Annotated in this window: 22 protein-coding genes; 12 read left to right on the plus strand and 10 right to left on the minus strand. The window is 59.8% G+C overall.

The window, feature by feature from the left end:
- Positions 1 to 71 precede the first annotated feature (71 nt).
- From KO536_RS18690 to dld, 5 genes are all read left to right on the plus strand, one after another.
- Positions 72 to 1,400: an OprD family porin gene (locus KO536_RS18690; protein WP_133077047.1), complete on the plus strand. Its 1,329-nt coding sequence runs from the start codon at positions 72 to 74 to the stop codon at positions 1,398 to 1,400.
- Positions 1,401 to 1,728: 328 nt separating this feature from the next.
- Positions 1,729 to 2,760 (plus strand): TRAP transporter substrate-binding protein, encoded by a 1,032-nt coding sequence (locus tag KO536_RS18695; RefSeq protein ID WP_133077046.1) that lies wholly within the window; start codon positions 1,729 to 1,731, stop codon positions 2,758 to 2,760.
- Complete coding sequence (locus tag KO536_RS18700) at positions 2,757 to 4,640, plus strand: TRAP transporter large permease subunit (RefSeq protein ID WP_133077045.1); 1,884 nt, start codon at positions 2,757 to 2,759, stop codon at positions 4,638 to 4,640. Before KO536_RS18695 ends, KO536_RS18700 begins: the two co-directional genes overlap by 4 nt.
- Before the next feature lie 13 nt (positions 4,641 to 4,653).
- Positions 4,654 to 5,448, plus strand: a complete 795-nt coding sequence (locus tag KO536_RS18705; protein ID WP_133077044.1) for an SDR family NAD(P)-dependent oxidoreductase — start codon at positions 4,654 to 4,656, stop codon at positions 5,446 to 5,448.
- A gap of 109 nt (positions 5,449 to 5,557) precedes the next feature.
- Positions 5,558 to 7,282: a D-lactate dehydrogenase gene (dld, locus tag KO536_RS18710; protein ID WP_219262626.1), complete on the plus strand. Its 1,725-nt coding sequence runs from the start codon at positions 5,558 to 5,560 to the stop codon at positions 7,280 to 7,282.
- A 257-nt stretch (positions 7,283 to 7,539) separates the two neighbouring features.
- Here dld and KO536_RS18715 read toward each other — a convergent pair whose 3' ends face one another.
- The 8 genes from KO536_RS18715 to KO536_RS18750 all read right to left on the minus strand — a co-directional run bounded on the left by KO536_RS18715 (position 7,540) and on the right by KO536_RS18750 (position 16,315).
- A complete protein-coding gene (locus KO536_RS18715; RefSeq protein WP_219262627.1) occupies positions 7,540 to 8,277 on the minus strand; it encodes an XRE family transcriptional regulator in 738 nt (245 codons plus the stop codon).
- A gap of 207 nt (positions 8,278 to 8,484) precedes the next feature.
- A complete protein-coding gene (gene ppa / locus KO536_RS18720) occupies positions 8,485 to 9,012 on the minus strand; it encodes an inorganic diphosphatase (protein WP_016779241.1) in 528 nt (175 codons plus the stop codon).
- Between the two features lie 101 nt (positions 9,013 to 9,113).
- On the minus strand, positions 9,114 to 9,926 hold the full coding sequence (locus tag KO536_RS18725; protein WP_133077041.1) for a zinc-dependent peptidase: 813 nt from the start codon (positions 9,924 to 9,926) through the stop codon (positions 9,114 to 9,116).
- 16 nt (positions 9,927 to 9,942) lie between these two features.
- Positions 9,943 to 10,596: a DedA family protein gene (locus KO536_RS18730; protein WP_133077040.1), complete on the minus strand. Its 654-nt coding sequence runs from the start codon at positions 10,594 to 10,596 to the stop codon at positions 9,943 to 9,945.
- A gap of 300 nt (positions 10,597 to 10,896) precedes the next feature.
- Positions 10,897 to 11,706 carry an ethanolamine ammonia-lyase subunit EutC gene (eutC, locus tag KO536_RS18735; protein ID WP_219262628.1) on the minus strand — a complete coding sequence of 270 codons (810 nt, stop codon included), beginning with the start codon at positions 11,704 to 11,706 and terminating at the stop codon, positions 10,897 to 10,899.
- Positions 11,707 to 11,708: 2 nt separating this feature from the next.
- Complete coding sequence (locus tag KO536_RS18740; RefSeq protein WP_133077038.1) at positions 11,709 to 13,109, minus strand: ethanolamine ammonia-lyase subunit EutB; 1,401 nt, start codon at positions 13,107 to 13,109, stop codon at positions 11,709 to 11,711.
- Positions 13,110 to 13,161: 52 nt separating this feature from the next.
- Positions 13,162 to 14,607: an ethanolamine permease gene (gene eat / locus KO536_RS18745; RefSeq protein WP_219262629.1), complete on the minus strand. Its 1,446-nt coding sequence runs from the start codon at positions 14,605 to 14,607 to the stop codon at positions 13,162 to 13,164.
- A gap of 187 nt (positions 14,608 to 14,794) precedes the next feature.
- Positions 14,795 to 16,315, minus strand: coding sequence for an aldehyde dehydrogenase family protein (locus KO536_RS18750; protein ID WP_133077036.1), 1,521 nt, complete (start codon positions 16,313 to 16,315; stop codon positions 14,795 to 14,797).
- Positions 16,316 to 16,661: 346 nt separating this feature from the next.
- Between KO536_RS18750 and KO536_RS18755 the strand changes: the two genes are divergently transcribed.
- The 4 genes from KO536_RS18755 (at position 16,662) to KO536_RS18770 (ending at position 20,951) form a co-directional block, all read left to right on the plus strand.
- Positions 16,662 to 18,548: a sigma-54-dependent Fis family transcriptional regulator gene (locus KO536_RS18755; RefSeq protein ID WP_219262630.1), complete on the plus strand. Its 1,887-nt coding sequence runs from the start codon at positions 16,662 to 16,664 to the stop codon at positions 18,546 to 18,548.
- A gap of 147 nt (positions 18,549 to 18,695) precedes the next feature.
- Positions 18,696 to 20,045: a UDP-N-acetylmuramate:L-alanyl-gamma-D-glutamyl-meso-diaminopimelate ligase gene (gene mpl, locus KO536_RS18760; RefSeq protein ID WP_133077034.1), complete on the plus strand. Its 1,350-nt coding sequence runs from the start codon at positions 18,696 to 18,698 to the stop codon at positions 20,043 to 20,045.
- Positions 20,042 to 20,671, plus strand: coding sequence for a flavin prenyltransferase UbiX (ubiX, locus tag KO536_RS18765; protein WP_133077033.1), 630 nt, complete (start codon positions 20,042 to 20,044; stop codon positions 20,669 to 20,671). The genes mpl and ubiX overlap by 4 nt, the downstream gene beginning before the upstream one ends.
- On the plus strand, positions 20,664 to 20,951 hold the full coding sequence (locus tag KO536_RS18770; protein ID WP_133077032.1) for a YceK/YidQ family lipoprotein: 288 nt from the start codon (positions 20,664 to 20,666) through the stop codon (positions 20,949 to 20,951). Before ubiX ends, KO536_RS18770 begins: the two co-directional genes overlap by 8 nt.
- 15 nt (positions 20,952 to 20,966) lie before the next feature.
- On the opposite strand, the gene KO536_RS18775 is transcribed toward KO536_RS18770, so the two are convergent.
- Entirely contained in the window at positions 20,967 to 21,608 is a 642-nt protein-coding gene (locus KO536_RS18775) for an oxidoreductase (RefSeq protein ID WP_133077031.1), read from the minus strand.
- Positions 21,609 to 21,657: 49 nt separating this feature from the next.
- A complete protein-coding gene (locus KO536_RS18780; protein ID WP_219262631.1) occupies positions 21,658 to 23,340 on the minus strand; it encodes a C13 family peptidase in 1,683 nt (560 codons plus the stop codon).
- A 166-nt stretch (positions 23,341 to 23,506) separates the two neighbouring features.
- Here KO536_RS18780 and KO536_RS18785 point away from each other — a divergent pair, with 166 nt between their 5' ends.
- The 3 genes from KO536_RS18785 to KO536_RS18795 are packed head-to-tail and all read left to right on the plus strand — an operon-like array spanning position 23,507 to position 25,186.
- Complete coding sequence (locus KO536_RS18785) at positions 23,507 to 23,869, plus strand: CidA/LrgA family protein (protein WP_133077029.1); 363 nt, start codon at positions 23,507 to 23,509, stop codon at positions 23,867 to 23,869.
- Positions 23,866 to 24,582, plus strand: a complete 717-nt coding sequence (locus tag KO536_RS18790; RefSeq protein WP_133077028.1) for an LrgB family protein — start codon at positions 23,866 to 23,868, stop codon at positions 24,580 to 24,582. The genes KO536_RS18785 and KO536_RS18790 overlap by 4 nt, the downstream gene beginning before the upstream one ends.
- Before the next feature lie 10 nt (positions 24,583 to 24,592).
- A complete protein-coding gene (locus KO536_RS18795; protein ID WP_219262632.1) occupies positions 24,593 to 25,186 on the plus strand; it encodes an LON peptidase substrate-binding domain-containing protein in 594 nt (197 codons plus the stop codon).
- The last annotated feature ends 19 nt before the right edge of the window (positions 25,187 to 25,205 follow it).

Raw genomic sequence — 25,205 nt, forward strand, 5'->3', positions numbered from 1 at the left:
CACAGGGTTGTCCCGCAGTCCTGTGTTCGCGGCCTTTCGTTCGTATTGCCACGCCCATCAGGAAAACAATAATGAAAAAAACTCCTTTCGTTCGACTGTCCATGCTCGCCACTACGGGGATTGTCCTGTCGCCCTTGGCGTATGCGGACTTCGTCAAGGACAGCAAGGCCACCCTGGGTTTTCGCAACTACTACTTCAACAATGATTACCGTGATCGCACCGGTCCCGCCGGGCAAAGCAAGACGGCGGAATGGGCTCAGGGGTTCTTCCTCGATTACAAATCCGGCTTCACCGAAGGCACCGTCGGTTTTGGACTGGACGTGCTCGGTTTGCAGGGTGTGCGCCTGGATGGCGGCAAAGGCAATCACCGCGGCAGCTCGATGATCCCTGATGATAGCGATGGCGGTGCGGTGGATGACTGGAGTCGCCTGGGGCTGACCGGGAAGATGCGCTTTTCCCAGACTGAAGCCCGTTACGGAACGCTGCAGCCGAAGTTGCCGATCCTGGTGGCCAACGATGGTCGAGTGCTGCCGCAAACCTTCGAAGGCGGCATGATTACTTCCAAAGAAGTGGACAACCTGACTCTGGTTGGCGGTCGCCTGGAACACGCCACCGGCCGCGGATCAAGCAACCGCTCGGGGTTCGCGGTTGCTGGCGGCACGCAGCAGAGCAATGAGTTCCTGTTTGCCGGTGCCGACTACAAGCTGACCAAGGACCTCACGCTGCAATACTACACATCCCGGCTGGAAGACTATTACGTGCAACATTTTGGCGGGCTGGTGCATGTGCTGCCGTTGGGCGAGGGGCAGTCGCTGACGACTGATCTGCGTTACTTCAAGACTGACGCCGACGGTCGCAACGACTCCGCCTCGGGTCGCGCAGCCGGTTATCGGGTCAGTGGCCTGGGTGATACCGCTGGCAAAATCGACAACGACACCTGGAGTGCGATGTTTACCTATGCCCTTGGGGGCAATTCTTTCCTGCTCGGTTACCAGAGTGTGTCCGACAGCGGCAACTTCGTGCAGCTCAACCAGGGCAATATCAACGAGGGGGCAGCAGGCAGCAGCATTTACCTGTTCACCGATCGCCTGATCACCAGCTTCACCCGGGCAGGTGAGCGTACGGCATTCGGGCAGTACGGCTACAACTTCGCCGGGCTGGGCATGCCGGGGCTGGTGGCGTCCGTGACCTATCTCAAAGGCACTAATATCCGCATGGCGAGCGGTGGCACCGAGAAAGAGTGGGAGCGCGACCTGGCCCTGGATTACGTGGTGCAGACCGGGACCTTCAAGGGCGTCGGGTTCAGCTGGCGTAACGGAACGATGCGCAGTGGCGTGCCCAGCGAATATGCCCAGGATCAGAACCGGGTATCCATCAACTATACCCTGGCGTTGTTCTAGTTCAGAGGGGCTCGGCTGCCAGAGCCCCTTGTTGTTTACCCATCGTTGAAATTTGATCTGCTGAGGACAGGTGTCACTTGTTGCGCTGGCCAGCGAGACAGTTGAGGGAGACACCTGTCACATCACCCGTCCTACCCTGAGTGCTGTAAGAAATTGAAACACTAGTGAGTAGGATATTTTTCCTAGTGAAAACAGCCAGTTGAATACAAACCTGGTTCCCCTCCACCAGGGCTGCGTCTTTCGTGGCACCTGAATTGCTATAGCTTGCGTATCCAGTGCCTATTTCACGGTCATTGATCCATAAAAATAATAAAGTCAGGAGAACCAAATGAGCGACTTTACTCGCCGCAATTTTCTCAAAACGGCCTCCCTTGCGTCCGCTGCCGTCGCGACCGCAGGGCTTGGCCTTTACAGCGGCAAGAGTGAGGCCGCCGAGTTCAAGCTTAAATTTGCCAACAACCTGCCTATCACCCATTCGATGAATGTGCGGGCACGGGAAATGGCCAAGGCGGTACGCGAAGAAACCAACGGTGCGGTACAGATCCAGGTATTCCCCAGCAGCCAGCTGGGCAGCGACACCGACACCCTGGCGCAGGTGCGCTCTGGCGCCGTCGACATGTTCGCCCTGTCGCCGGTGATTCTCGGCACTCTGGTGCCGTCGGTGCAGATCAGCGCGGTGGGGTTCGCGTTCAAGGATTACGATCAAGTCTGGAGCGCGATGGACGGCGAGCTGGGTGCCCACGTTCGATCTGAAATTGCCAAGACCGATACCCTGTTCGCCTTCGACAAGATCTGGGACAACGGTTTTCGGGTAACCACCACCAGTACCCGGCCGATCGTGACCCCTGACGACCTGAAGGCCATGAAACTGCGCGTGCCGCCCAGCCCGATCATCATGTCGATCTTCCGCGCATTTGAGGCCGCCCCCACCAGCATCAACTTCTCGGAAGTGTATTCGGCGCTGCAGACCCGCATTGTCGAAGGCCAGGAAAACCCCCTGACCCTGGTCTCGTCGGCCAAACTCTACGAAGTGCAAAAATACTGCTCGCTGACCAACCACGTCTGGGATGGTTTCTGGATGCTGGGCAACAATGCCTCGTTCAGCCGCCTGCCTGCGGATTTGCAAGCCATTGTCAGCAAGCACATCAACACTGCCGTCATGTCCCAGCGCAATGACCTCGCCAAGCTTCAAGGCACCATCCGCGAGACTTTGAAACAGCAGGGCCTGGAGTTGGTCGAGTCGCCGCCGGAGCCGTTCCGTGAGCGCCTGCAGTCCGCCAACTACTACGCCGACTGGCACGAAAAGTTCGGCGACGCTGCCTGGGCAATCCTCGAAAAATACTCCGGGAAACTCGCATGATGGGCGCGTCGGTGGCAGTGGCCCCCACTACTTCCATGCGCCTGCCGGCCCGGGCGCTCGTGTTTCTCAATACCTGGTCCATTCATGTGGTCGGAGCGATCACCGTTGCTCTGCTGGTGATCGAGACCTGCGTGTTGCTGGCGGGTGTGATTTCCCGCTACGTGATGCACAACCCGTTGATCTGGGCGGACGAACTGGCCTCTTCGCTGTTCATCTGGCTGGCCATGTTCGGCTCGGTGCTGGCCCTGGACCGCGGCGAACACATGCGTATGTCCGCCCTGGTGAACAAGCTTCCGGTGGCCTGGCGCGGATTCTGTGAAACGCTTTCGGCGTTGGTGGTGTGCCTGTTCGTGCTGGTGATCATCGGGCCAGCCATGGAGCACTCCCATGAGCAGATGTCGATCACGACTCCGGCCCTGGGCATCCCCGACGGCTTGCGGGCTGCGGCGTTGCCGGTCGGCGCGATCCTGATGCTGCTGGCTGCGGTGTCGCGCATGGCGCGGTATTCCACGATGCGCCAGTTCATGGCCGGGGTCGGCGTGGTGGCGGTCGTTGCCGCTGCTTTGTGGCTCAGCCAGCCGCTGCTGGTGGGTATGGGTAACTACAACCTGATCATCTTCTTCCTGGTGCTGCTGGGCGCCTGCGTATTTGGTGGCATCCCGATCGCCTTCGCCTTCGGTACTGCAACCATCGCCTATCTGGCGCTGGTCACCCACGCGCCGTTGTCGATCGTGGTCGGGCGCATGGACGAAGGCATGTCGCACATGGTGCTGCTGGCGGTGCCGCTGTTCGTCATGCTGGGGGTGGTGCTGCAGCTTTCGGGCATGGCCAAGACGTTGATCGATTTCATGGCCTCACTGCTGGGGCATGTGCGGGGCGGGTTGCAGTATGTGTTGCTGGGGGCGATGTTTCTGGTATCGGGGATTTCCGGCTCCAAGGTTGCCGACATGGCAGCGGTGGCTCCGGCGCTGTTTCCTGAAATGAAGAAGCGTGGCTCCGAACCTGAAGAACTGGCGGCGTTGCTGGCAGCCACCGGAGCCATGACCGAGACGATCCCGCCGAGCCTGGTGTTGATCACCATCGGTGCGGTCTGCAGTGTGTCCATTACGGCCTTGTTCATCGGCGGCCTGATGCCGGCGGTGGTTGCCACCGTGGTCATCGCGCTGGTGTGCTGGTGGCGTTCACGCAAGGAGGCCATGCCCACCGTCAAGCGCGCACCGCTGTCGGTCATCGCCCGTACGTTCATGATCGCCTTGCCTGCTCTGGCGCTGCCATTGCTGATTCGAGTGGCCGTACTGGAAGGCGCAGCCACTGCCACCGAAGTCTCAACCATCGGTGTGGCTTATGTGGTGATGGTCGGACTGGTGATGCACCTGTTCATGCGCCACATCGAGTTCAGAAGGGTGTACCCGATGATGCTCGAGGCAGGGGCATTGTCCGGCTCGATTTTGCTGATCATCGGTATGGCATCTGCAATGGCCTGGGCACTCACGCAGTCCGGGTTCTCGGCCGCGCTGGTGGACCTGATCAGCGAGATTCCGGGGGGCACGATTGGCTTCATGGTCGTAACCATTCTTGTGTTCGTGATTCTGGGCAGCGTCCTGGAGGGGATCCCGGCGATCGTGCTGTTCGGTCCGCTGATGTTCCCGTTGGCGGAAATGCTCGGGATCCACCCGGTGCACTACGCGATGGTGGTGATCCTGGCCATGGGTATCGGTCTGTTCGCACCGCCCCTGGGCGTCGGTTTCTACGCTGCCTGCGCCATCAGCAAAGTGTCCTCGGACCATGTTATCCGCCGCGTCTGGGGTTACCTCGGCGCACTGATCGTGGCGTTGATCATCGTTGCCTGTTTCCCGTGGATCTCCATCGGTTTCCTTTAAGAGAGCATTTGTCATGAGCCAATTAGCGAACAGAAAAATCACGCCTGTTGCAGCGCTGGGCCGTGTGGCCCTGGTCACGGGAGCGGCGATGGGGATTGGTGCTGCCATTGCCGAACGGCTGGGGCACGACGGGCATACCGTGGTGGTTGCCGATATCAACCTGGCTGCGGCCGAAGAAATGGTTGCCGGTCTCAAGGCTCAAGGCATTGAAGCGCTGGCGCTGGCCATCGATGTGGGCGACGCGCAGTCTATTGCTGCGGCATTCGAGGAGCTGCACCAGCGCTTCGGTCGTTGCGATGTCCTGGTCAACAACGCCGGGATCGCCAAGACCCAGGCCTTCCTGGAGTGTGACCTGGCTGACTGGCAGCGGGTATTGAACATCAACCTCACCGGCTCCCTGTTGTGCGGCCAGCATGCGGCCCGCCTGATGGAGTCCAACGGCTGGGGGCGGATCATCAATGTCGCGTCCATCAGTGGAATGCGGGCGAGCATGGGTCGCACGGCTTACGGCACCTCCAAGGCGGCGATCATCGGCCTGACCCGGCAGATGGCCGTGGAGCTGGCCGACTTGGGTATCACCGTCAACGGCATCGCGCCTGGCCCGGTGGACACACCGTTGACCCAGAGGCTGCACTCGGCCAAAACCCGGGACTCCTACGCTCGGTCAGTGCCGATGCGTCGATACGGAACGCCTGCGGAAATGGCAGGGGCGGTTGCGTTTCTGGCGTCCGACGATTCTTCGTATATCAGCGGTCACGTGATTCCGGTGGACGGCGGCTACATGGCGTCGGGCATTCTGGAAATCTAAGGGACCGTGGCGCGTCCACTCAATCGGTGGACGCCGCACCTGCTTGTCAAACGCGTCGCTCCCTGAGCACTGCGCCTGCCTGATCGCGCCTGAATTTTCGGAAATACCCATGAACGCCATTGTTACGCCTTTGAATCAAGCTGCCATCCCCGACCTGATTGCCCACCTTAAAACCATCGTTGGTCCCAGCCATGTGCTGACGCAAGCCAGCGACACGGTGCGTTTTCGCCAGGGCTTTCGTTTTGGCCAGGGCAACGCCGTCGCTGTGGTATGCCCGGGTTCGTTGCTTGAACAATGGCAGGTGGTCAAAGCCTGTGTCGGCGCCGACCTGATCGTCATCATGCAGGCGGCCAATACCGGCTTGACCGGCGGCTCGACCCCAGATGGCGTATACGATCGCAAGGTCGTGATCATCAATACCCTGCGCATGCGCAAGGTCCAGGTGATCGAGGAGGGGCGGCAGGTGATCTGTTTTCCCGGCTCAACCCTGGATCAGCTGGAAGCAGTGCTCAAGCCCCTGGGCCGCGAACCGCACTCGGTAATCGGTTCTTCGTGCATTGGGGCCTCGGTCTTCGGTGGCGTCTGCAACAACTCCGGGGGCTCGTTGATACGCCGCGGCCCGGCCTATACCGAGATGTCGCTGTATGCCCAACTCGATGCACAGGGCCAGTTGCATCTGGTCAACCACCTGGGGGTCAATCTGGGAGATACCCCCGAGCAGATCCTGAGCAACCTGGATGCCGGTCGATACAGCGAAGCGGATATCAAGGCCGACGCCGGGCGTGGGTCCGATCATGGCTATGCGGACCATGTGCGTGATATCGACGCGTCCACACCAGCCCGGTTCAATGCGGACAAACAGCGCCTGCACGAGGCCAGCGGCAGTGCGGGCAAGTTGGCGGTGTTCGCGGTGCGCCTGGACACCTTTGCCGCCGAATGCGATACCGCGGTCTTATACATTGGCACCAACGATTCCGCCGACCTGACCGACATCCGTCGGCACATGCTCGAACATTTTTCCGAGCTGCCCATCGCCGGTGAATACATGCACCGCGATGCTTATGACGTGGCGGCTGAGTACGGGAAGGACACCTTTCTGATGATCCATCACCTGGGCACCCGGCGCCTGCCGAAAATGTTTGCCCTCAAAAGCCGGGTGGACAACTTTCTCGGGCGGTTCAGCGGGTTGCGACCGCACTTATCAGACCGCGTCCTGCAAGGCATCGCGCGATGCTTTCCCGATCACCTTCCCAAGCGCATGGCCAACTTTCGTCAGCGGTATGAGCATTACTTGATGCTCAAGGTCTCGGCGGCTTCCCTTGAACCGGCCGAGGCTTACCTGAGTCAATTGTTCGAGGGGCGCGAGGGAGATTACTTTCGCTGCACTGCAGAGGAGGGCAGCAAGGCGTTCCTGCATCGGTTCGCGGCAGCCGGTGCGGCGATTCGGTATCGGGCGATCCATGACAAAACGGTTGAAGATATCGTGGCGCTGGACATCGCCCTGGCGCGCAACGACCGCGACTGGTTCGAGACGCTACCGGCATCCATTGAGCAGCAACTGGTACTGAAGTTGTACTACGGGCATTTCTTCTGTCACGTCTTCCATCAGGATTACATCGTGCGCAAGGGCAGCGATTGCCTGGCGGTGGAGCATGCGATGTGGGCGCTTCTGGACGAGCGTGGTGCCGAATACCCGGCAGAGCATAACGTCGGCCATCTCTATCCTGCGAAACCCGATCTGAAGGCGTTCTACAAGGAGCTGGATCCGTGCAATGCCTTCAATCCGGGCGTGGGAAAAACCTCGAAGTGTCGACATTGGCAGGGGGAGAGCTGAGCGGGGCTGGTCACTTTTTTGCAGGCATTAAAAAGCCGGCTTGTGGCCGGCTTCTCGGGGGCGGGTTTGGCTTATTTTTGGTAAGCCGTACTCGCCTTCAATCGGGACATCCAGCGCGTTGCGACTGGGTGTGGGGCGTGACGGCTTTTTGCGGTCTGGCCCTGCATTCCGGCTCGCCTGAAGCGAGGAGGGATGCGCAAGTGCGGGGAATCATACTGGGATTCAGGTGCTTTTCCCACTAAAAGCCCGCCTCAATGTTATTCCTCCAGCGTGTATGGCACTTGGGGGCGGCGGCGGTTGAGCGTGGACCACCAAAATACCCATCCCAATATGCGTATCTGCTGCGCCTGAACTTCGCCGGCGCTGAACACTTCGTCCGCAGATTCCAGAGGGTTGTGGCTGCGCAAGCGCAGGCCATTGTTGGGCAGGCGGTAGACGTATTTGATTCGCAGCATGCCGTCCTGTTCGAGGGCATATAGTTCGCCGTCGACGATGTGGGTCAGGCTGCGGTCGATGGCGACAGTGGAGCCGTCCTGGATCTTGTGCGCCATGTGGTTGCCGATCATGGCAACACACAGGGCGTGGTCGGGGCTGACGTCCATGGCCTCCAGAACCGAGCAGCTCAATCGCACGGTACAGCCAGGAATGTGCATCACTCGGGTTGTGCCCGAGCCATCCGGGTGCAGGGCTTCGCTGTAGAAAGGCACTTCAACTTCGAGGCTGGCAGCAGGCTTGTGCTGCTCCGGCGCCTGGAAGGGCGCCATTTCGTCGTGGCTGTCGCCAAGCCCCGGATGCTTGTTTCCTTCGCCGGTACGCAACCAGCGGCTGTGGACGCACAGCAGCTCGGCGATTTCGTCCAGCCGAGCCATCGGGATGCCTCGCTTGAACCAGTTGTTGACGTGCTGCGGCGTAACGCGGCGATTGGCTGCGAAGTCCGAAGCGGTTAAATGGCACTCCCGCAGGAGGGCTTTCAGGCGATCACCGGATGTATTCATGAACACAGAGTCTACGGGCAAGACTCGGCTGTTTAAATAAACTAAACGTTCAAAAAAGCGCTATAAAAACAAGAAATTTCCGAGTCTTTCGGCGAAATTTCCTACAAATCTTGGGTGGGCATTTTAAATCCCGTAAACGGGTTGTTGCATTGCGTTTATACGGGCATAAAAAAACCCCGGCGAGCCGAGGTTTTTTTAACGGGTTGCTTAGCCTTTGTAGGCAGCAACCGATTTGGTGATTTCGGCGCGGGCGGCTTCAGCATCGCCCCAACCTTCGATCTTCACCCATTTGCCTTTTTCGAGATCTTTGTAGTTCTCGAAGAAGTGCTGGATTTGCTGAATCAGCAGAGGTGGCAGGTCGGTGTACTCTTTCACGTCAACGTACAGCTGGGACAGCTTGTCGTGAGGTACTGCAACAACTTTGGCATCGCCGCCGCCGTCGTCAGTCATGTGCAGGATGCCAACCGGGCGAGCACGGATAACCGAACCTGGAGCTACCGGGTAAGGGGTAACAACCAGCACGTCCAGCGGATCACCGTCGTCGGCCAGGGTGTTCGGGATAAAGCCGTAGTTGGCCGGGTAGAACATCGGGGTAGCCATGAAGCGGTCAACGAACAGGCAATCGCTGTCTTTGTCGATTTCATATTTGATCGGCGCGTGGTTAGCCGGAATCTCGATAGCGACGTAGATGTCATTCGGCAGGTCTTTGCCAGCCGGAATCTTGCTGTAGCTCATTGGGCGGTGCCCCCGTTAGTAGGCCAGTTTGGTTGGCCGATTTGGCCAAAAAGTGGCGGCGATTATAGGCGTATTCCTATAAGGACGTCACCCTTGGGCGATCAGTGCTGTGCGCGGTATTCGGGGTGTTCGCTTTGCAGCTGTTTGAGGCGTGCAAGCGTGTCCTGGCGATAAAACAGGCTCAGTTGTTGATAGACCAGCGGGTAAGCATGGTTCAACAGGTCTGGCGCGCTGAAAAAGTATTCGCTGGTGACCGCAAAGAACTCCGCCGGGTTTTCGGCTGCATACGGGTCGATCGGTGCGTGATCGGGGTTGTGGTGATCAAGATAGTGATTGAGGTGGTCGTAGGCCTGTTGCATGGCCTTGGTCCAGTCGCTGACGTGCATGCTGCTGTGCAATGGCGGCATGCCATTTGCGGCGCCGTTGAGCATGTCCAGTTTGTGGGCCAGTTCGTGGATGACCAGGTTGTAACCTTCCCAGCCGCCGCTCGACAGAACCCCGGGCCAGGCCAGAACCACCGGGCCATGTTCCCAGGCTTCACCGCTGTGATGGCCTTCCCATTCATGCTCTACGCCGCTGGAGTCACGATGGCGCTGGGGGCTGATGAAGTCGTCGGGGTACAGCACGATTTCGTGAAACCCCTGATACCAGTCCAGGTCGCCCAAGTTGAGCAGGGGCAATTGAGCCTGAGCGGCCAGCAGCAGCCGGCCTTCTTCAGTCAGTTCAACACCGGGCATCGGCGTCAGGTGCTTGTCTTTCAGAAACAGCACGCTGTTGTCGCGCAGCCATTTGTCCTGCTCGTCATCCAGGCCGTCGAGAATGCTCAACCGCTGGCGCACGCTGTGCCAGACATCGGATGCCACCGGGTGCTGCGCCAGAATCCGCTGGCGCCGCCATTCAGTTAGAGACCACATGGTAGGCGAGTCCCGATCAGGCTTTGGCTTTTGCCGGAGTGCGGCCCATGCGGCTGCGGATCACGCCGATAATCATCGGTACCAGCGACAGCAAGATGATGCCTACTACCAGCAGGGACAGGTTTTTCTTGATGAAAGGTACGTTGCCGAAGAAGTAACCCAGGGTCACGAGGCCGCCGACCCACAAGATGGTGCCAAACACGCTGAACATGAAGAAACGCGGGTAGAACATGCGTGCCACACCGGCAACAAACGGGGCGAAGGTACGGAAAATCGGCAGGAAGCGCGCCATCGTCACGGTTTTACCGCCATGACGTTCGTAGAAGTCGTGGGTTTTTTCCAGGTAGTCGCGACGGAAGATTTTCGAGTCCGGGTTACTGAACAAGCGTTCCCCTGCCGTTCGTCCGATCACGTAGTTGGTGCTGTCGCCCAGGATCGCAGCCAGCATCAGCAAGCCCCCGAGCAATACAGGGTCCATGCCGCCGCCTGCAGCTACAGCGCCTGCGATAAAGAGCAGCGAATCACCCGGCAGGAACGGCATGACCACCAGGCCGGTTTCGCAAAAAATCACCAGAAACAGGATGGCGTAGATCCATGGCCCGTAATTGTTCACCAGCATGTCGAGGTACACATCGAGGTGCAGGATAATGTCGATCGGGTTGAAATCCATGTAAAGCACCTGTGTTGATGACCCGGCTCTGCAGGTCTGTGCGGGTAGGGAGGCGTAGTTAACTACAACGAATGTAGTTTTTTCGTACTTTTTTAAAGAATTGGATTATACGGATTGAGATGAATTCTGCAGATTGAGTTTGTAGCGAGGCGTGTATTGATGTTCAAAACCCTGTAGTCGCTGCCGAGGAACGAAGGCTGCGAGCTGTTGTGGGCATAGGCATTCAAGGCTCGCGGCCTTCGTTCCTCGGCAGCGACTACACAGCCAAGCACAGCCAAGCACAGCCAGGCAGAGCGAGTTTCAATCGCCCTTGAGCAGGAAATTTTCGCTGGGGGCGTCCACGGCCAGGGTCTGTACCTGTGCCTCATCCTTCAAGTTGACCCCCGACAATTGCCGACGGCAGGCTTCGCGCATCAAGTAGGCCAGCCGATGAGCGGCCATGCCATAGCTCAAGCCTTCGAGCCGTACATTGGATATGCAGTTGCGATACGCATCGGTCAGGCCGATCTTGGGCCCGTAGGTGAAGTACAGCCCCAGGCTGTCGGGTGAGCTCAGGCCGGGGCGTTCGCCGATCAGCATCACCACCATTCGTGCCCCCAGCAGTTCGCCAATTTCGTCGGCCACGGCCACACGGCCTTGCTCCACCAAAATGACGGGGGACAATGACCAGCCTTCGGTCGCCGTGTGCTCTTCCATGCGCGCCAAAAACGGCAGGGTGTGGCGATGAACGGCCAGTGCCGACAAACCATCGGCGACCACCACTGCCACATCGATCCCCCCCGGGTTGGCCTGGGCGTAGTCGCGCAATTGCTGTGCGGAGCCGTCGTTAAGCTTGCGCCCCAGGTCCGGTCGCTGCAGGTAGCTGTGGCGGTCAATGGCGGCGCTGTGCAGCAACAGGCTTTCGCGGCCGCGCTCGCTCAACTGCGCGCTCAAGCCCGGGTGATCAAACGGCAAATGGACCGCATCGCGGGCCTGGGCGTGAGCAAACTGAAAATCGAGCTGGGCCTGGGTCGGCATGCTGGTACCGGTGCGGCCCAGGGCAATCCGCGCCGGGGTCAGTCGGCGCAGTTCCAGCCACGGGTTTGGGCTGTCGGTCGGGGTGTTGGCCATGTCTAGCGTCCTCCCAGGTGAGCCAGCGCCTGGCGAAATGCGGGGGGCAATTGATGACCGAACTCAATCCGGCCGTCAGCCTGAGTGAAAATTCCGACCTTGCTCAGCCACTGTTCAAACTCGGGTGCAGGCTTGAGTCCCAGGGTTTTGCGCGCATACAACGCATCATGGAAGGAAGTGGTCTGATAGTTGAGCATGATGTCGTCCGACCCTGGAATGCCCATGATGAAGTTGATCCCGGCCACGCCCAGCAGCGTCAGCAGGTTGTCCATATCATCCTGATCCGCTTCGGCGTGGTTGGTGTAGCAGATGTCGCAGCCCATGGGCACACCCAGCAGCTTGCCGCAGAAGTGGTCCTCAAGACCGGCCCGGATAATCTGCTTGCCGTTGTACAGGTACTCGGGGCCGATAAAACCGACCACGGTATTGACCAGAAACGGCTTGAAATGCCGCGCAACCGCGTAGGCCCGCGTCTCGCAGGTCTGTTGATCCACGCCGAAATGGGCGTTGGCTGACAGCGCGCTGCCCTGGCCGGTTTCGAAATACATCAAGTTGTTGCCCAACGTGCCGCGATTGAGGCTTAAACCCGCTTCATAGCCTTCCTGCAGAACATTCAGGTTGATGCCGAAACTGGCGTTGGCCGCTTCGGTGCCTGCAATGGACTGAAACACCAGATCCAGCGGCACTCCGCGGTTGATCGCCTCGATTGACGTGGTGACGTGAGTCAGCACGCAAGACTGGGTGGGGATCTCATAGCGCTGGATGATCGCGTCGAGCATGTTCAGCAAGTCGCAGATCGAGGCGATGCTGTCGGTGGCCGGGTTGATGCCGATCATGGCGTCGCCGTTGCCGTACAGCAGCCCGTCAAGAATGCTGGCGGCAATTCCCGCCGGGTCGTCGGTGGGATGGTTGGGCTGCAGGCGGGTCGAAAGCCGGCCGCGCAGGCCCATGGTGCCGCGAAACCGGGTAACGACCCGGATCTTTTGGGCCACCAGGATCAGGTCCTGCACGCGCATGATCTTCGATACGGCAGCGGCCATCTCGGGCGTCAGGCCCGGTGCCAGGGCACGCAGGCTGTGTTCATCGGCCGCGTCGCTGAGCAGCCAGTCGCGAAAACCGCCCACGGTCAGATGGCTCACTGCAGAGAAGGCTTGCAGGTCATGGCTGTCGATAATCAGCCGGGTGACTTCGTCGGACTCGTAAGGGATCAGCACTTCTTGCAGGAAATACGCGAGCGGGATATCAGCCAGCGCCATTTGTGCGGCGACGCGTTCGCCGTCGTTGAGTGCGGCCACGCCTGCCAGAAAATCCCCGGAACGTGCCGGACTGGCTTTGGCCATTACGTCTTTGAGGCTGTCGAAACGGTAGGTCTGGGTGCCAACCGCATGGGAGAAAGTTGCCATTCAGGGTGCTCCATGACGCCAGGCGCAGTGCGCCTGGCGGATTTCTCAGCGGTTAGTGCAGGGCTTTTTCAGCCTGTTGAATAGCCGCGAATTCCTCTTCCGGCGTACCGGCCACCAAGTGATGTCGGCTATAGAACGCGAAGTAGGCAATTAATACTCCATAGATCACCGCAGCGCCAATCACCACCCGTGGGTCTACCAGGAAACCGGCAACGACCGCGACGCAGGCGAGCACCAAAGCGATGCCTGAAGTGAAAATACCGCCCGGCGTACGATACGGGCGCTCCATTTTGGGGCGACGAATGCGCAGGGTGATGTGCGCGGCCATCATCAGCACGTAAGAAATCGTTGCACCAAACACCGCCACCAGAATCAGCAAGTCGCCCTGACCGGTCAGCGACAGGCCAAAACCGATAATGCCGGGAATGATCAAGGCCAGTACCGGGGCTTTGCTCTTGTTGGTTTCGGACAGTTTGCGCGGCAAGTAGCCTGCGCGGGACAAGGCGAAGATCTGACGCGAGTAGGCGTAAATGATCGAGAAGAAGCTGGCGATCAAACCGGCCAGGCCCACCAGGTTCACAAAGCCGCCCATCCAGGTGGAGCCGCCATACGCCTTGCTCAGTGCCTCAACCAGCGGGTTGCCCGAGGCCATCAAGCTGTTCGCGCCCGCGCCACCCGGGCCGATCACCAGGATTAGCAGGGCGAAGGTAGCCAGTACCAGCATGGCGCCGATCAGGCCGCGAGGCAGGTCACGCTTGGGGTTTTTGGTTTCTTCAGCAGCCAGCGGTACGCCTTCGACCGCGAGGAAAAACCAGATCGCGTAAGGAATGGCAGCCCAGACGCCGACATAACCGAACGGCAGGAAGGGACTGGCGCCCTTGGCTTCGGTGACCGGGATATCCAGCAGGTTGGCGACGCTGAAGTGCGGCACCATCGCGACCAGAAATACCCCCAGGGCAATGGCGGCCACGGCAGTGATGATAAACATCAGCTTGAGCGCTTCACCGACCCCGAAAATGTGGATGCCGATAAAGATGATGTAGAACGCCAGATAGATCATCCAGCCGCCAATCCCGAAGAGCGACTCGCAATAGGCGCCAATAAACACGGCAATGGCTGCGGGGGCGATGGCGTATTCGATCAGGATCGCGGTACCGGTCAGAAACCCGCCCCAAGGTCCGAAGGCGCTGCGTGCGAAGCCGTAGCCGCCGCCAGCGGTGGGGATCATCGAAGACAGTTCAGCCAGCGAAAAGCACATGCACAAGTACATGGTGGCCATCAGCAATGTGGCGATAAACATCCCGCCCCAGCCGCCTTGGGCCAGACCAAAGTTCCAGCCGGCATAGTCGCCGGAAATCACATAAGCCACGCCCAGGCCCACCAGCAGGACCCAGCCGGCAGCGCCTTTTTTCAGTTCTCGTTGTTGGAAATATTCGCTGCCGACCTTTTCAAAGTCGACAGAGGATGCCGCCGAAGCGGGAGTAGGTTCGCTAGGCATGGGGTTCACCTGTTCTTTTATAGTTTGAGAAAATATGACAGGGAGCAAAGCAAGAGCTGGGCCACAGGAGCTGACACATCCCTTGTAGTCGCTGCCGAAGGCTGCGATTGGACTGCGCAGGCTCCGGATAACGGGTTGCTGTGCAACCCTTCGCAGCCTGCGGCAGCGACTACAGGAATTGGGGGGGTTAGAAGAAGCCCAGCGGGTTGATGTCGTAGCTCACCAGCAGGTTTTTGGTCTGCTGATAGTGGTCGAGCATCATTTTGTGGGTCTCACGGCCAACGCCGGATTTTTTGTAACCACCGAACGCGGCGTGTGCCGGGTACAGGTGATAGCAGTTGGTCCACACACGACCGGCCTTGATTGCGCGGCCCATGCGGTAGGCGCGGTTGATGTCGCGGGTCCACAGGCCTGCACCCAGGCCGAACTCGGTGTCGTTGGCAATCGCCAGTGCTTCGGCTTCGTCTTTGAAGGTGGTGATGCTGACCACCGGGCCAAAGATTTCTTCCTGGAAAACACGCATTTTGTTGGTGCCCTTGAGCAGGGTCGGCTGGATGTAATAGCCGGTAGCCAGGTCGCCTTCGAGCTTGGCCACGGCACCGCCGGTCAGCAGTTGCGCGCCTTCTTTCTTGGCGATTTCAAGGTAGGAGAGGATTTTATCGAATTGCTGTTCGGACGCCTGGGCGCCGACCATGGTGTCCGTGTCCAGCGGGTCGCCACGCTTGATCGATTCGACCTTTTTCATCACCACTTTCATGAAGTCGTCGTAGATCGACTCTTGAATCAGTGCCCGGGATGGACACGTGCAGACTTCCCCCTGGTTGAAAAACGCCAGCACCAAGCCTTCAGCGGCTTTCTCAATGAAGGTTGGCTCTGCCTGCATGATGTCTTCGAAGAAGATGTTCGGCGATTTGCCGCCCAGCTCAACGGTCGACGGAATGATGTTCTCGGCAGCACATTTCATGATGTGCGAGCCCACTGGCGTAGAGCCGGTGAAGGCGATCTTGGCAATGCGCTTGCTGGTGGCCAGTGCTTCGCCCGCTTCCTTGCCGAACCCTTGCACCACGTTGAGCACGCCCGGTGGCAGCAGGTCGCCGATCAGTTCCATCAGCACGGTGATGCTCAGCGGAGTTTGTTCGGCGGGTTTGAGCACCACGCAGTTACCGGCAGCCAGTGCTGGCGCAAGCTTCCAGGCGGCCATCAGCAGCGGGAAGTTCCACGGGATGATCTGCCCGACCACACCCAGCGGCTCGTGGATGTGGTAGGCCACGGTATTGCCGTCAATTTCGGCGGCACTGCCTTCCTGGGCGCGGATGCAACCGGCGTAGTAACGGAAGTGGTCGGCGGCCAGGGGCACGTCGGCGTTCAGGGTTTCGCGCACGGCTTTGCCGTTGTCCCAGGTTTCGGTAACGGCCAGCAGTTCGAGGTTCTGTTCGATACGGTCAGCGATTTTCAGCAGTACCAGAGAGCGCGCCTGCACGGAGGTCGCGCCCCAAGCATCGGCAGCGGCATGGGCGGCGTCGAGGGCTTTGTCGATGTCTTCTGCGGTCGAGCGCGGGAATTCGGCGATGGCTTTGCCGTTCACAGGCGAGGTGTTAGTGAAGTACTGGCCTTTGACGGGCGCCACGAATTCGCCGCCGATGTAGTTACCGTAGCGGCTCTTGAACGAGACGATCGAGCCTTCTGTACCGGGTTGTGCGTAACGCATGGGGTGTGTCTCCTGGCTTTATTGTGCTTATGGGAGGACGCGCTGTGGCGCTGGCAGAAGCAGGAGCAAGGGCTGGGCCATATTTGTGAAAGCCTTGCAGGCCGGGGCTTTACAGGTTTTAGTCGGTGGTTGGGGGAGGGCTGCTGTGACAGCTGTGACACAGCGGCTGTGACAATATGTACCGTTCTTGGCGCAACCGATGACCGGCGGGTCAGTTCGTGATTGCAAAGGGCTGCAGGCGAGAGGATGCTGGATGTTCGGTTTGGACTGGATCTCTGTAGTCGCTGAGGGCGAGTTGCCTCCGTCGAGCGGGAGACCACCGAGACAGAGCGGAGAACAATAAGAAATGCACAGTACCGATTTGAGCCGTCACGCACGGCAAGTGATTGATGTCACCCAGGGCCGCCCTCAAGGGTGTGACCCGTCTATCGTACGCTCCTGGCAACGTTGCCTGGAGGACTACCATCTCGATCCCGCGCAGACCATTGCCCCGACCGTGCTTGAACAAGGGTGCATTCTCGAAGGCCGCGAGCGGTTGCAGCAGGTGCTGAAAATTGCCGGTCACGAAATGAACAGCCTGCATCAGCAGCTTTCCGGTGCCGGGCACGCAGTGTTGCTGACCGATGCCCGTGGCGTGATTCTCAACTGTGTCACCGCGCCTTCCGAACGCAAGGTGTTCGAGCAGGCCGGGTTGTGGCTGGGAGCTGACTGGAGCGAGGCGCGGGAGGGCACCAATGGTATCGGCACTTGCCTGGTGGAACGTCAGGCGCTGACGATCCACCAGGACGAACACTTTCGCGGTCGGCACACCGGGCTGACCTGCTCGGCCAGTCCTGTGTTTGATCCGCAGGGCGAGTTGCTGGCGGTGCTGGATGTGTCTTCGGCACGGCATGAGGCTTCGCGTCAGAGCCAGTTTCATACAATGGCGCTGGTCAACCTGTCGGCCAAGATCATCGAGAACAGCTACTTCCTGGGGCATTTCGAAAACCAGTGGCTGTTGCGCTTTCACCTGCAGGCAGAGTCCGTCGGGCTGTTCAGTGAGGGCATGCTGGCGTTTGATGGTGACGGGATTATTTGCGCGGTTAACCAAAGTGCCTTGAACTTGCTGGGCCACGTACGTGGGGGGCTGCTTGGGCACGTGGTCGAAAGTGTTTTCGATTGCCAGCGTGATGAGCTTTTTTCTCGGGCCACTGCCCATGCGAGCACCAGTTGGCCGCTGCGCACCCGCGATGGTCGCCGACTGTTTGCGGCGCTGCGCGGCCAGCCGCGACAAGGGACTGCCCCGGTCGCCGTGCACGTTGAACCCGTTCGCGCGCGCCCAAGCGGGATTTGTCTGGGGGATGAGGCCCTGCAGGTCGATTTTCGCCGGGCGCTGCGGGTGTTTGAGCGGGATGTGCCGCTGCTGATCAACGGCGAAACCGGTTCCGGCAAGGAAGCCTTTGCCAAGGCCGTGCACCAGGCCAGTTTGCGCAGCAGCCAGCCTTTCGTGGCACTCAATTGCGCGTCGATTCCGGAGAGCCTGATCGAGAGCGAGCTGTTCGGTTATCGCGGCGGCAGCTTCACCGGGGCCCGCAAGGAAGGCATGCAAGGCAAATTGCAGCAGGCCGATGGCGGCACCTTGTTCCTCGACGAAATTGGCGATATGCCACTAGCGCTGCAAACCCGTCTATTAAGAGTGCTGGAGGACCGTCAGGTGGTGCCGATCGGGGGCGAACCGCTGGAGGTCAACGTGCGCATCATCAGCGCGACTCACCGTAACTTGCAGGAGCGGGTGGCCGACGGCAGTTTTCGCGAGGACTTGTACTACCGTCTCAACGGGCTGGAAGTCGGCCTGCCAGCGTTGCGCGATCGCACTGACAAGTCGCAGTTGCTGGACTTCTTGCTGGCAGAAGAGGCGGGCGGGCAACCGTTGCGGATCAGCCTGGGCGCGCGCGAGGCGCTGCTGGCGTTTGCCTGGCCGGGCAACGTGCGCCAATTGCGAAATGTCCTGCGCACCCTGGCGGCTTTGTGTGACGACGATGTGATCCAGTTCGGCGACTTGCCTGCCACTATTCGCCTGGCTCCGTCCAGGGTCCCCGAACCTTGTGAACACCCGCTTGAGGATGCCGAAAAGCAGGCCTTGTTGCTGGCGCTCGAACTGCACCGCTGGCACATGACCCATACGGCGCTGCAACTGGGGGTTAGCCGCAATACCCTTTATAGAAAGCTGCGCAAGCATGGGATTGAGCGCTGAACAGAGCGACTTCACGTGTGTGGGAGCTGTGGTCTGCCTGGCAAACCGCGGTGATGTCATCGCGAGCAAGCCCGCTCCCACATGAATCATCAGGTGCGAAAAGAACCCCCCTGCGCTACCCTTCGCCGATGATTTACGAGGTCGACTATGCACATTCATATTCTTGGTATTTGCGGCACTTTCATGGGTTCGCTGGCGGTTCTGGCCAAAGAACTGGGCCATCACGTTACCGGCTCTGACGCTAACGTCTATCCGCCAATGAGCACCCAGCTGCAGGCTCAAGGTATCGAATTGACTCAGGGCTATGACCCGTCTCAGCTCGATCCGGCTCCGGATGTGGTGGTGATCGGCAACGCGCTGTCGCGGGGCAACCCGGCAGTGGAGTATGTGCTGAACAAAGGCCTGCCCTATGTCTCGGGCCCGCAATGGCTGGCCGACCATGTGCTGCAGGGTCGCTGGGTGTTGGCCGTGGCCGGCACCCACGGCAAAACCACCACCAGCAGCATGCTGGCCTGGGTCCTGGAACACGCGGGTATGGCGCCGGGGTTCCTGATTGGTGGCGTGCCGCAAAACTTTGCCGTGTCGGCCCGTTTGGGTGACACCCCGTTCTTTGTGGTGGAAGCCGACGAATATGACAGCGCGTTTTTCGACAAGCGTTCGAAATTCGTTCACTACCGTCCGCGCACGGCGATCCTGAACAATCTTGAGTTCGATCATGCCGACATCTTCCCGGACTTGCCGGCCATTGAGCGTCAATTCCATCATTTGGTGCGCACCATTCCGAGTGAAGGGCTGGTGATCCATCCGACCACAGAGCCTGCCTTGCAGCGTGTGATCGAGATGGGTTGCTGGACGCCGGTGCAAACCACGGGCGAGGGCGGCCAATGGCAAGCTCGCCTGCTCAGTGACGATGGTTCGCGTTTTGAGGTGCTGTTTGACGGCGTCCTGCAGGGCACCGTCGACTGGGACATGACCGGCCAGCACAACGTGGCCAATGCCTTGGCGACCTTGGCTGCTGCACGCCATGTGGGCGTTGTGCCGAGCCTGGCAATTGATGGCTTGAGTGCCTTCAAAAGCGTGAAACGCCGTATGGAAAAAGTCGCTGAAGTTAACGGTATTACCATCTACGACGACTTTGCCCACCACCCGACCGCGATTGCGACCACCCTCGACGGCCTGCGCAAGCGCATCGGTGATGCACCGCTGATTGCCGTGATTGAGCCGCGCTCCAATTCCATGAAGCTTGGTGCCCACCGTGATGGTCTGCCGCAAAGTGTGGTGCAGGCCGATCACGTGGTCTGGTACGCACCGGCCAATCTGGGATGGGATCTGGCGGCGACGGTTGCGTCGAGTCCTGTGCCGACCAAGGTGTGCGATTCGCTGGAAGCCATCATTGCCGAGGTCAAGGCTCAGGTTAAGCCGGGCGCCCATGTGGTGATCATGAGCAACGGTGGCTTCGGCGGCCTGCATGGCAAGCTGGCGGACGCGCTGCAATGAGCGGCCCGGAGCGTATAACCCTGGCCGTCACCGGCGCATCGGGCATGCAGTACGCCTTGCGCTTGCTCGACTGCCTGGTGCGAGAGGATCGCGAAGTGCACTTCCTGATCTCAAAGGCGGCGCAGTTGGTGATGGCCACTGAAACCGACGTCAGCCTGCCGGCCAAACCGCAGGCGATGCAGGCGTTCCTGACTGAATACACCGGGGCTGCTGCCGGACAGATTCGGGTGTACGGCAAGGAAGACTGGATGTCGCCGGTGGCTTCGGGGTCGGGAGCTCCGGCAGCGATGGTGGTGGTGCCCTGTTCGACCGGCACGCTGTCGGCGATTGCCACTGGCGCCTGCAATAACTTGGTGGAGCGGGCGGCCGATGTGACCCTCAAGGAGCGCCGCCAGTTGATTCTGGTGCCCCGTGAAGCGCCGTACTCCAGCATCCATCTGGAGAACATGCTCAAGCTGTCCAATATGGGCGCGGTGATCATGCCAGCGTCCCCCGGCTTTTATCATCAGCCACAGACCATCGATGATCTGGTGGATTTTGTGGTGGCGCGCATTCTCAACCTGCTCAATATCCCCCAGGACATGCTCCCGCGTTGGGGTGAACACCATGTGGGCGGCGATGAATAAGGCGCTGCTGGCCTTGCTGGTGGCGGCTCTGGTGTGTGGTTGCGCCAGCGTACGTACGCTGAACGCAGCCAAGCCGGGTGCTCCGATTGTCTATTCGGGCACCCGGCTTGACCTGTATGCGTTGCAGGGAGGGTGTTGCGCCAAGGATCGCTTTGGCGCCGATGCTCCGCGATATCCCGGGCTGGACCTGCCCGCCAGTGCGTTGCTCGACACGGTGGTGTTGCCGTTGTCAGTGCTGACCGTGCTGGGTGTCGGGTTTCAGGCCAGCGGCGGTTTGTAGCGAACGGGTTGCTGGCTATTTGCCCAGCTTGCGCAGTTCATCGGACTCAATCACCCGTATGCCGTCCTGCTCTTCCAGCGCCAGGCGCCAAAGGGCCCGGGCCAGTTGGCATGCTTCGATGCCGTGGTACTTGCCCGGAATCAGTTTGGATAATGGCCCCGCGATCTGCTCCGCCAGTCGCGGTTCAACGCGGTCGCCGAGCAACAGCGAAGGGCGTGCGATGGTCAGTTGCGGCCAGTTCTGGGCGCGTAGCGATTGCTCCATCTCGCCTTTGACCCGGTTATAGAACACCGAAGATTTGGGATCGGCGCCAATGGCACTGATCACAATCAGGTGCCGGGCGCCCATTTCCCGTGCCCGTTTGGCGAAAGCCACCACCATGTCATGGTCGACTGCGCGGAATGCCGCTTCCGAGCCAGCCTGTTTGATGGTGGTGCCCAGGCAGCAGAAGGCCACATCGACCCGCCCACTCAGCTGGGGCAGGAATACGGCTGGATCCCCTACCGGGTTTTCCAGGTGCGGATGCGCTGCCAGAGGCTTGCGCGAAGGGGCAAGCACTCGGGTGATGGTCGGTTCATTGAGCAGGCGGTCGAGCAACAGCTCACCCGTAAGGCCGGTGGCTCCTGCGAGCAGAATATGTGAAGGCGTCAAGTGCATAGTGTTTCTCCCTTGATACAACCAGCGTAGCCATTCCAGGGTTATTTGCTTACTGCAAAGCCTGTTTTGCTTGTTGCTGACGCAAGCGTTGCCAGTGGTTCAGAACGCCTTTTGGCGCCCAGATCTGCGGTTCAGAAGGTTCGTAGCCATCAGCCACCTCGCGCTCGGCGACATAGCTTTTGGCCAGTTTGAAGGCTTTTTGCAAATCGTCTGTCTGGTTCAGCGCCTGGGCAAACAAGGCATTGCCGAAGTAAGTGAAGTCGGCTTCTTCCGAGCAGCCGAAGGACACGCGATCAGACTTGGATGCGGTCATGATCAGGGTCTTTTCATCCTTGAGTGCGGGGATAAAGCCGCCCGAATAGCAGGATGAAATCACGATCACCTTGTCGCGGTTTTTCAGTGGGGCCAGTGCCGCCGCGAGGTCGGCGGCGGGCAGGTCTGCCAGCTCCAGACGGGGCTGATCCAGTACCAGTTCGTGTTCCTGGGTGCCGTGGCTGGTCAGATAAATAAAGATCAGGTCTTCCGGTCCGGTACGTTCGGCCAGGGTAAGGGCTGCGCGGTGCAGGTTCTCGCGGGTGGCCATGGGGCGATCGAGCAGGTGATCGCGGTGGTTCACCAGCGTGATCTGGCCACGGCTGCCAAAGCGGCTGGCGAGCATGTCGTTGACGTAGTCGGCTTCGCGCTTGAACACGCTTTGTTTGCCGTCGCCTGCCAGCACCAGGCTGTACAGCTCAATGGCCGGTGTTGAGGGTGCAATGCCTGCCAGTGCCTCGTTGAGCAGCGTGCCCTGGTTGAGTAGCCCCAGCTCCAGCGGATCGGGCAAGACCTTGCCATTGGCATCGCGTACCCGCTGGCCGTTGAGCCAGAAACCGCTTTGCACCGTGCCATCGGCCAGGGTCAGGGTGCCCTGGCCCTGATAGGTGTCTGCGGCAAACTCACCCACATAGCTGCTGGCGTCGGGCAGGCTCAAATGGCCGGGGCCGTTGAAGCGCCATTCGTTGAACATGCCGCGGTAATGGCTGCCGTCGATGCCGATCAGTTCGCCCTTGCCGGTCAGTGCACCATCCTTGAACTCCCCGACCCAGACATCACCGTCGGCATTTTCATAGCGGCCTTTGCCGTTCAGCTGGTTGTGCTTGAACGCGCCTTCGTACTGGTCGCCGTCTGCGCTGTTGAACACGCCGTTGCCTTCCAGCTCGCCATTGACGAACTGACCGGTAAATTCATTGCCGCTGGCATCGCTGCGCATCCCTTCGCCGTGGGGCTTGCCGTGGGCAAACTGGCCTTTGTACTGGCTGCCGTCTTCCAGTTCAAGCTGGCCGTTGCCGGAGAACTGGTCATCCTTGAACTCGCCGCGATAGCTCAAGCCTGCTTCTTTGCGAGTGCCTTCACCCTCGCGCCGCCCCTGCTTGAACCCGCCTACATAGGTGCTGTCGTGAGCGGTCAGACTGCCCTGGCCGCTAAACAGCCCTTGTTCAAAGCCGCCGCGATACACATCGCCATTGCTGGCGTGCCATTCGCCCTGGCCTTGCCACAAGCCATTTTTGAAATCCCCTGCGTACCAACTGCCGTTCGGGTAGTCGATGCGGCCCTGGCCTTGCAGCAACCCGTTGACCACTTCGCCACGATAACGCCCGCCATCGGGCAGGCGTGCGTCTGGCGGTAACAGTGATTCACCGTCACCGCAGGCCGTCAGCAGCAGGGTCAAAGCAAGGGGGGCAAATGGGCGCATAGCGGGATCCGGATAATTAAGCCACCGAGTATGCCGTAGCAATGGGGACTGTCTATAGGCCCGGATGAAACATCGACAGTTATTGCATGCCAGGGTGCAAGCCAGGGCCGTTGGTCGGCGGGACGTGCTTATAATGCGGCACAAAAAAAATCGCTGGAGAGGTGAGATGTTGTTACGCGGCTTGACTTGGCTGGTGCTGTTTCAATTGCTGGGCACTGCGCTCAATCACTTGTTCGTCCCTGTGTTGCCCGGTCCCATTATTGGGCTTGTGCTGTTGCTGGGCTTTTTGATGGTGCGGGGTCAGGTCGGCGAGCCATTGAGCGAGGCGGCCAGCAGTCTGTTGCGTTATCTACCCTTGTTGCTGGTGCCACCCGCGGTGGGCGTCATGGTGTACGCCGCCGATATTGCCGCTGACTTTTGGGCCATCGTCGGTGCGCTGGTGCTGTCGCTGTTGATCTCGATGGGGTTTGTGGGGGTGCTGATGCAGCGCCTGCTCAAGCGTCACAGCCACCCTGAGGAGCGGCCATGAGTGTTCAATGGCAAGGCGCCTGGGAGTCAGTCATCCACCATCCACTGTTTGGCATTGGCATCACCTTGGGTGCCTATCAACTGGTACTTGCCGCCTACGAAAAAACCCGCTGGCTCTTCCTGCAGCCCGTACTGGCGTCGATGCTGCTGGTGATCGGTGTATTGCTCAGTTGCGGCTTGAGCTATGCCGAGTACCGCAAAAGCACGGACATCCTGAGTATCTTGCTGGGGCCTGCGACGGTGGCGCTGGCGGTGCCGTTGTATTTGAACCTGCGGCGAATTCGTCAATTGTTCTGGCCCATTTTTACTACGCTGATGATTGGCGGTGTGTTCGCCACCGGGCTGGTGGTGGGGCTGGCCTGGTGGTTCGGGGCCGAACACATGATGCTGATGACCCTTGCGCCCAAATCGGTCACCTCGCCGATTGCCATGCTGGTGGCTGAACAGATTGGCGGTGTCGCCGCGCTGGCAGCAGTGTTTGTATTGATTACAGGGGTGATAGGCGCAATTTGCGGGCCGGCCCTGCTACAGCTTTTGGGGGTTCATAGCCCGGAGGCCCGTGGCATGGCGCTGGGCATGACGGCGCATGCAGTCGGCACGTCGGTGGCGTTGCAGGAGAGTGAAGAATGCGGCGCTTTTGCGGCGTTGGCGATGAGTCTGATGGGCGTTGCCACGGCAGTCTTCTTGCCGTTGGCCGTGACCCTCGTGGTGTAAGGGTGAGTGTATGACGTTGCCGCTGTTTCCTTTGAAGACGGTGCTGTTTCCGGGTTGTGTACTGGATTTGCAGATTTTTGAAGCGCGCTATCTGGACATGATTGCCCGCTGCATGAAGCAGGGCACGGGCTTTGGCGTGGTGTGCATCCTTGAGGGGCGAGAAGTCGGTGATGCGCCCCAGGACATCGCCGGGATCGGCTGCGAAGCGCTGATCCGCGACTTTCAGCAGCAGGACAATGGGCTGCTGGGGATTCGGGTTGAAGGCGGGCGTCGCTTTGAGGTGCTGAGCACTGAGTTGCAGCGCGACCAGTTGCTGGTAGCACAGGTCGAGTGGCTGAGCGAGATCCCCGAGCAACCGCTTCAGGACGAGGATCTGGATCTGCTGGCCTTGCTCAAGGCGCTGGCCGAGCACCCGATGGTCGCCGCCTTGAACATGAATACCGAAGTGGCCGGGCAGCAGTCATTGGCCAATCAACTGGCGTACCTGTTGCCTTTTGCTGAAGCGGACAAGATCGAACTGCTACAGGTCGATGACCCGCAGCAGCGTCTGGACGGGATCCAGGTGTTGCTCGATGAGATCCAGGGCGAGGCGTTCAATTTATAGAGCACCTCGCGGGCGTCAT

The organism is Pseudomonas sp. NKUCC02_KPG, assembly GCF_019345465.1.
Lineage (GTDB): Bacteria > Pseudomonadota > Gammaproteobacteria > Pseudomonadales > Pseudomonadaceae > Aquipseudomonas.

What these genes read in the sequence shown, in the direction of transcription:
- KO536_RS18690 (WP_133077047.1), top strand. Translation starts at nt 72, where the DNA reads ATGAAAAAAACTCCTTTCGTTCGACTGTCCATGCTCGCCACTACGGGG.
- KO536_RS18695 (WP_133077046.1), top strand. Translation starts at nt 1,729, where the DNA reads ATGAGCGACTTTACTCGCCGCAATTTTCTCAAAACGGCCTCCCTTGCG.
- KO536_RS18700 (WP_133077045.1), top strand. Translation starts at nt 2,757, where the DNA reads ATGATGGGCGCGTCGGTGGCAGTGGCCCCCACTACTTCCATGCGCCTG.
- KO536_RS18705 (WP_133077044.1), top strand. Translation starts at nt 4,654, where the DNA reads ATGAGCCAATTAGCGAACAGAAAAATCACGCCTGTTGCAGCGCTGGGC.
- dld (WP_219262626.1), top strand. Translation starts at nt 5,558, where the DNA reads ATGAACGCCATTGTTACGCCTTTGAATCAAGCTGCCATCCCCGACCTG.
- KO536_RS18715 (WP_219262627.1), bottom strand. Translation starts at nt 8,277, where the DNA reads ATGAATACATCCGGTGATCGCCTGAAAGCCCTCCTGCGGGAGTGCCAT.
- ppa (WP_016779241.1), bottom strand. Translation starts at nt 9,012, where the DNA reads ATGAGCTACAGCAAGATTCCGGCTGGCAAAGACCTGCCGAATGACATC.
- KO536_RS18725 (WP_133077041.1), bottom strand. Translation starts at nt 9,926, where the DNA reads ATGTGGTCTCTAACTGAATGGCGGCGCCAGCGGATTCTGGCGCAGCAC.
- KO536_RS18730 (WP_133077040.1), bottom strand. Translation starts at nt 10,596, where the DNA reads ATGGATTTCAACCCGATCGACATTATCCTGCACCTCGATGTGTACCTC.
- eutC (WP_219262628.1), bottom strand. Translation starts at nt 11,706, where the DNA reads ATGGCCAACACCCCGACCGACAGCCCAAACCCGTGGCTGGAACTGCGC.
- KO536_RS18740 (WP_133077038.1), bottom strand. Translation starts at nt 13,109, where the DNA reads ATGGCAACTTTCTCCCATGCGGTTGGCACCCAGACCTACCGTTTCGAC.
- eat (WP_219262629.1), bottom strand. Translation starts at nt 14,607, where the DNA reads ATGCCTAGCGAACCTACTCCCGCTTCGGCGGCATCCTCTGTCGACTTT.
- KO536_RS18750 (WP_133077036.1), bottom strand. Translation starts at nt 16,315, where the DNA reads ATGCGTTACGCACAACCCGGTACAGAAGGCTCGATCGTCTCGTTCAAG.
- KO536_RS18755 (WP_219262630.1), top strand. Translation starts at nt 16,662, where the DNA reads ATGCACAGTACCGATTTGAGCCGTCACGCACGGCAAGTGATTGATGTC.
- mpl (WP_133077034.1), top strand. Translation starts at nt 18,696, where the DNA reads ATGCACATTCATATTCTTGGTATTTGCGGCACTTTCATGGGTTCGCTG.
- ubiX (WP_133077033.1), top strand. Translation starts at nt 20,042, where the DNA reads ATGAGCGGCCCGGAGCGTATAACCCTGGCCGTCACCGGCGCATCGGGC.
- KO536_RS18770 (WP_133077032.1), top strand. Translation starts at nt 20,664, where the DNA reads ATGAATAAGGCGCTGCTGGCCTTGCTGGTGGCGGCTCTGGTGTGTGGT.
- KO536_RS18775 (WP_133077031.1), bottom strand. Translation starts at nt 21,608, where the DNA reads ATGCACTTGACGCCTTCACATATTCTGCTCGCAGGAGCCACCGGCCTT.
- KO536_RS18780 (WP_219262631.1), bottom strand. Translation starts at nt 23,340, where the DNA reads ATGCGCCCATTTGCCCCCCTTGCTTTGACCCTGCTGCTGACGGCCTGC.
- KO536_RS18785 (WP_133077029.1), top strand. Translation starts at nt 23,507, where the DNA reads ATGTTGTTACGCGGCTTGACTTGGCTGGTGCTGTTTCAATTGCTGGGC.
- KO536_RS18790 (WP_133077028.1), top strand. Translation starts at nt 23,866, where the DNA reads ATGAGTGTTCAATGGCAAGGCGCCTGGGAGTCAGTCATCCACCATCCA.
- KO536_RS18795 (WP_219262632.1), top strand. Translation starts at nt 24,593, where the DNA reads ATGACGTTGCCGCTGTTTCCTTTGAAGACGGTGCTGTTTCCGGGTTGT.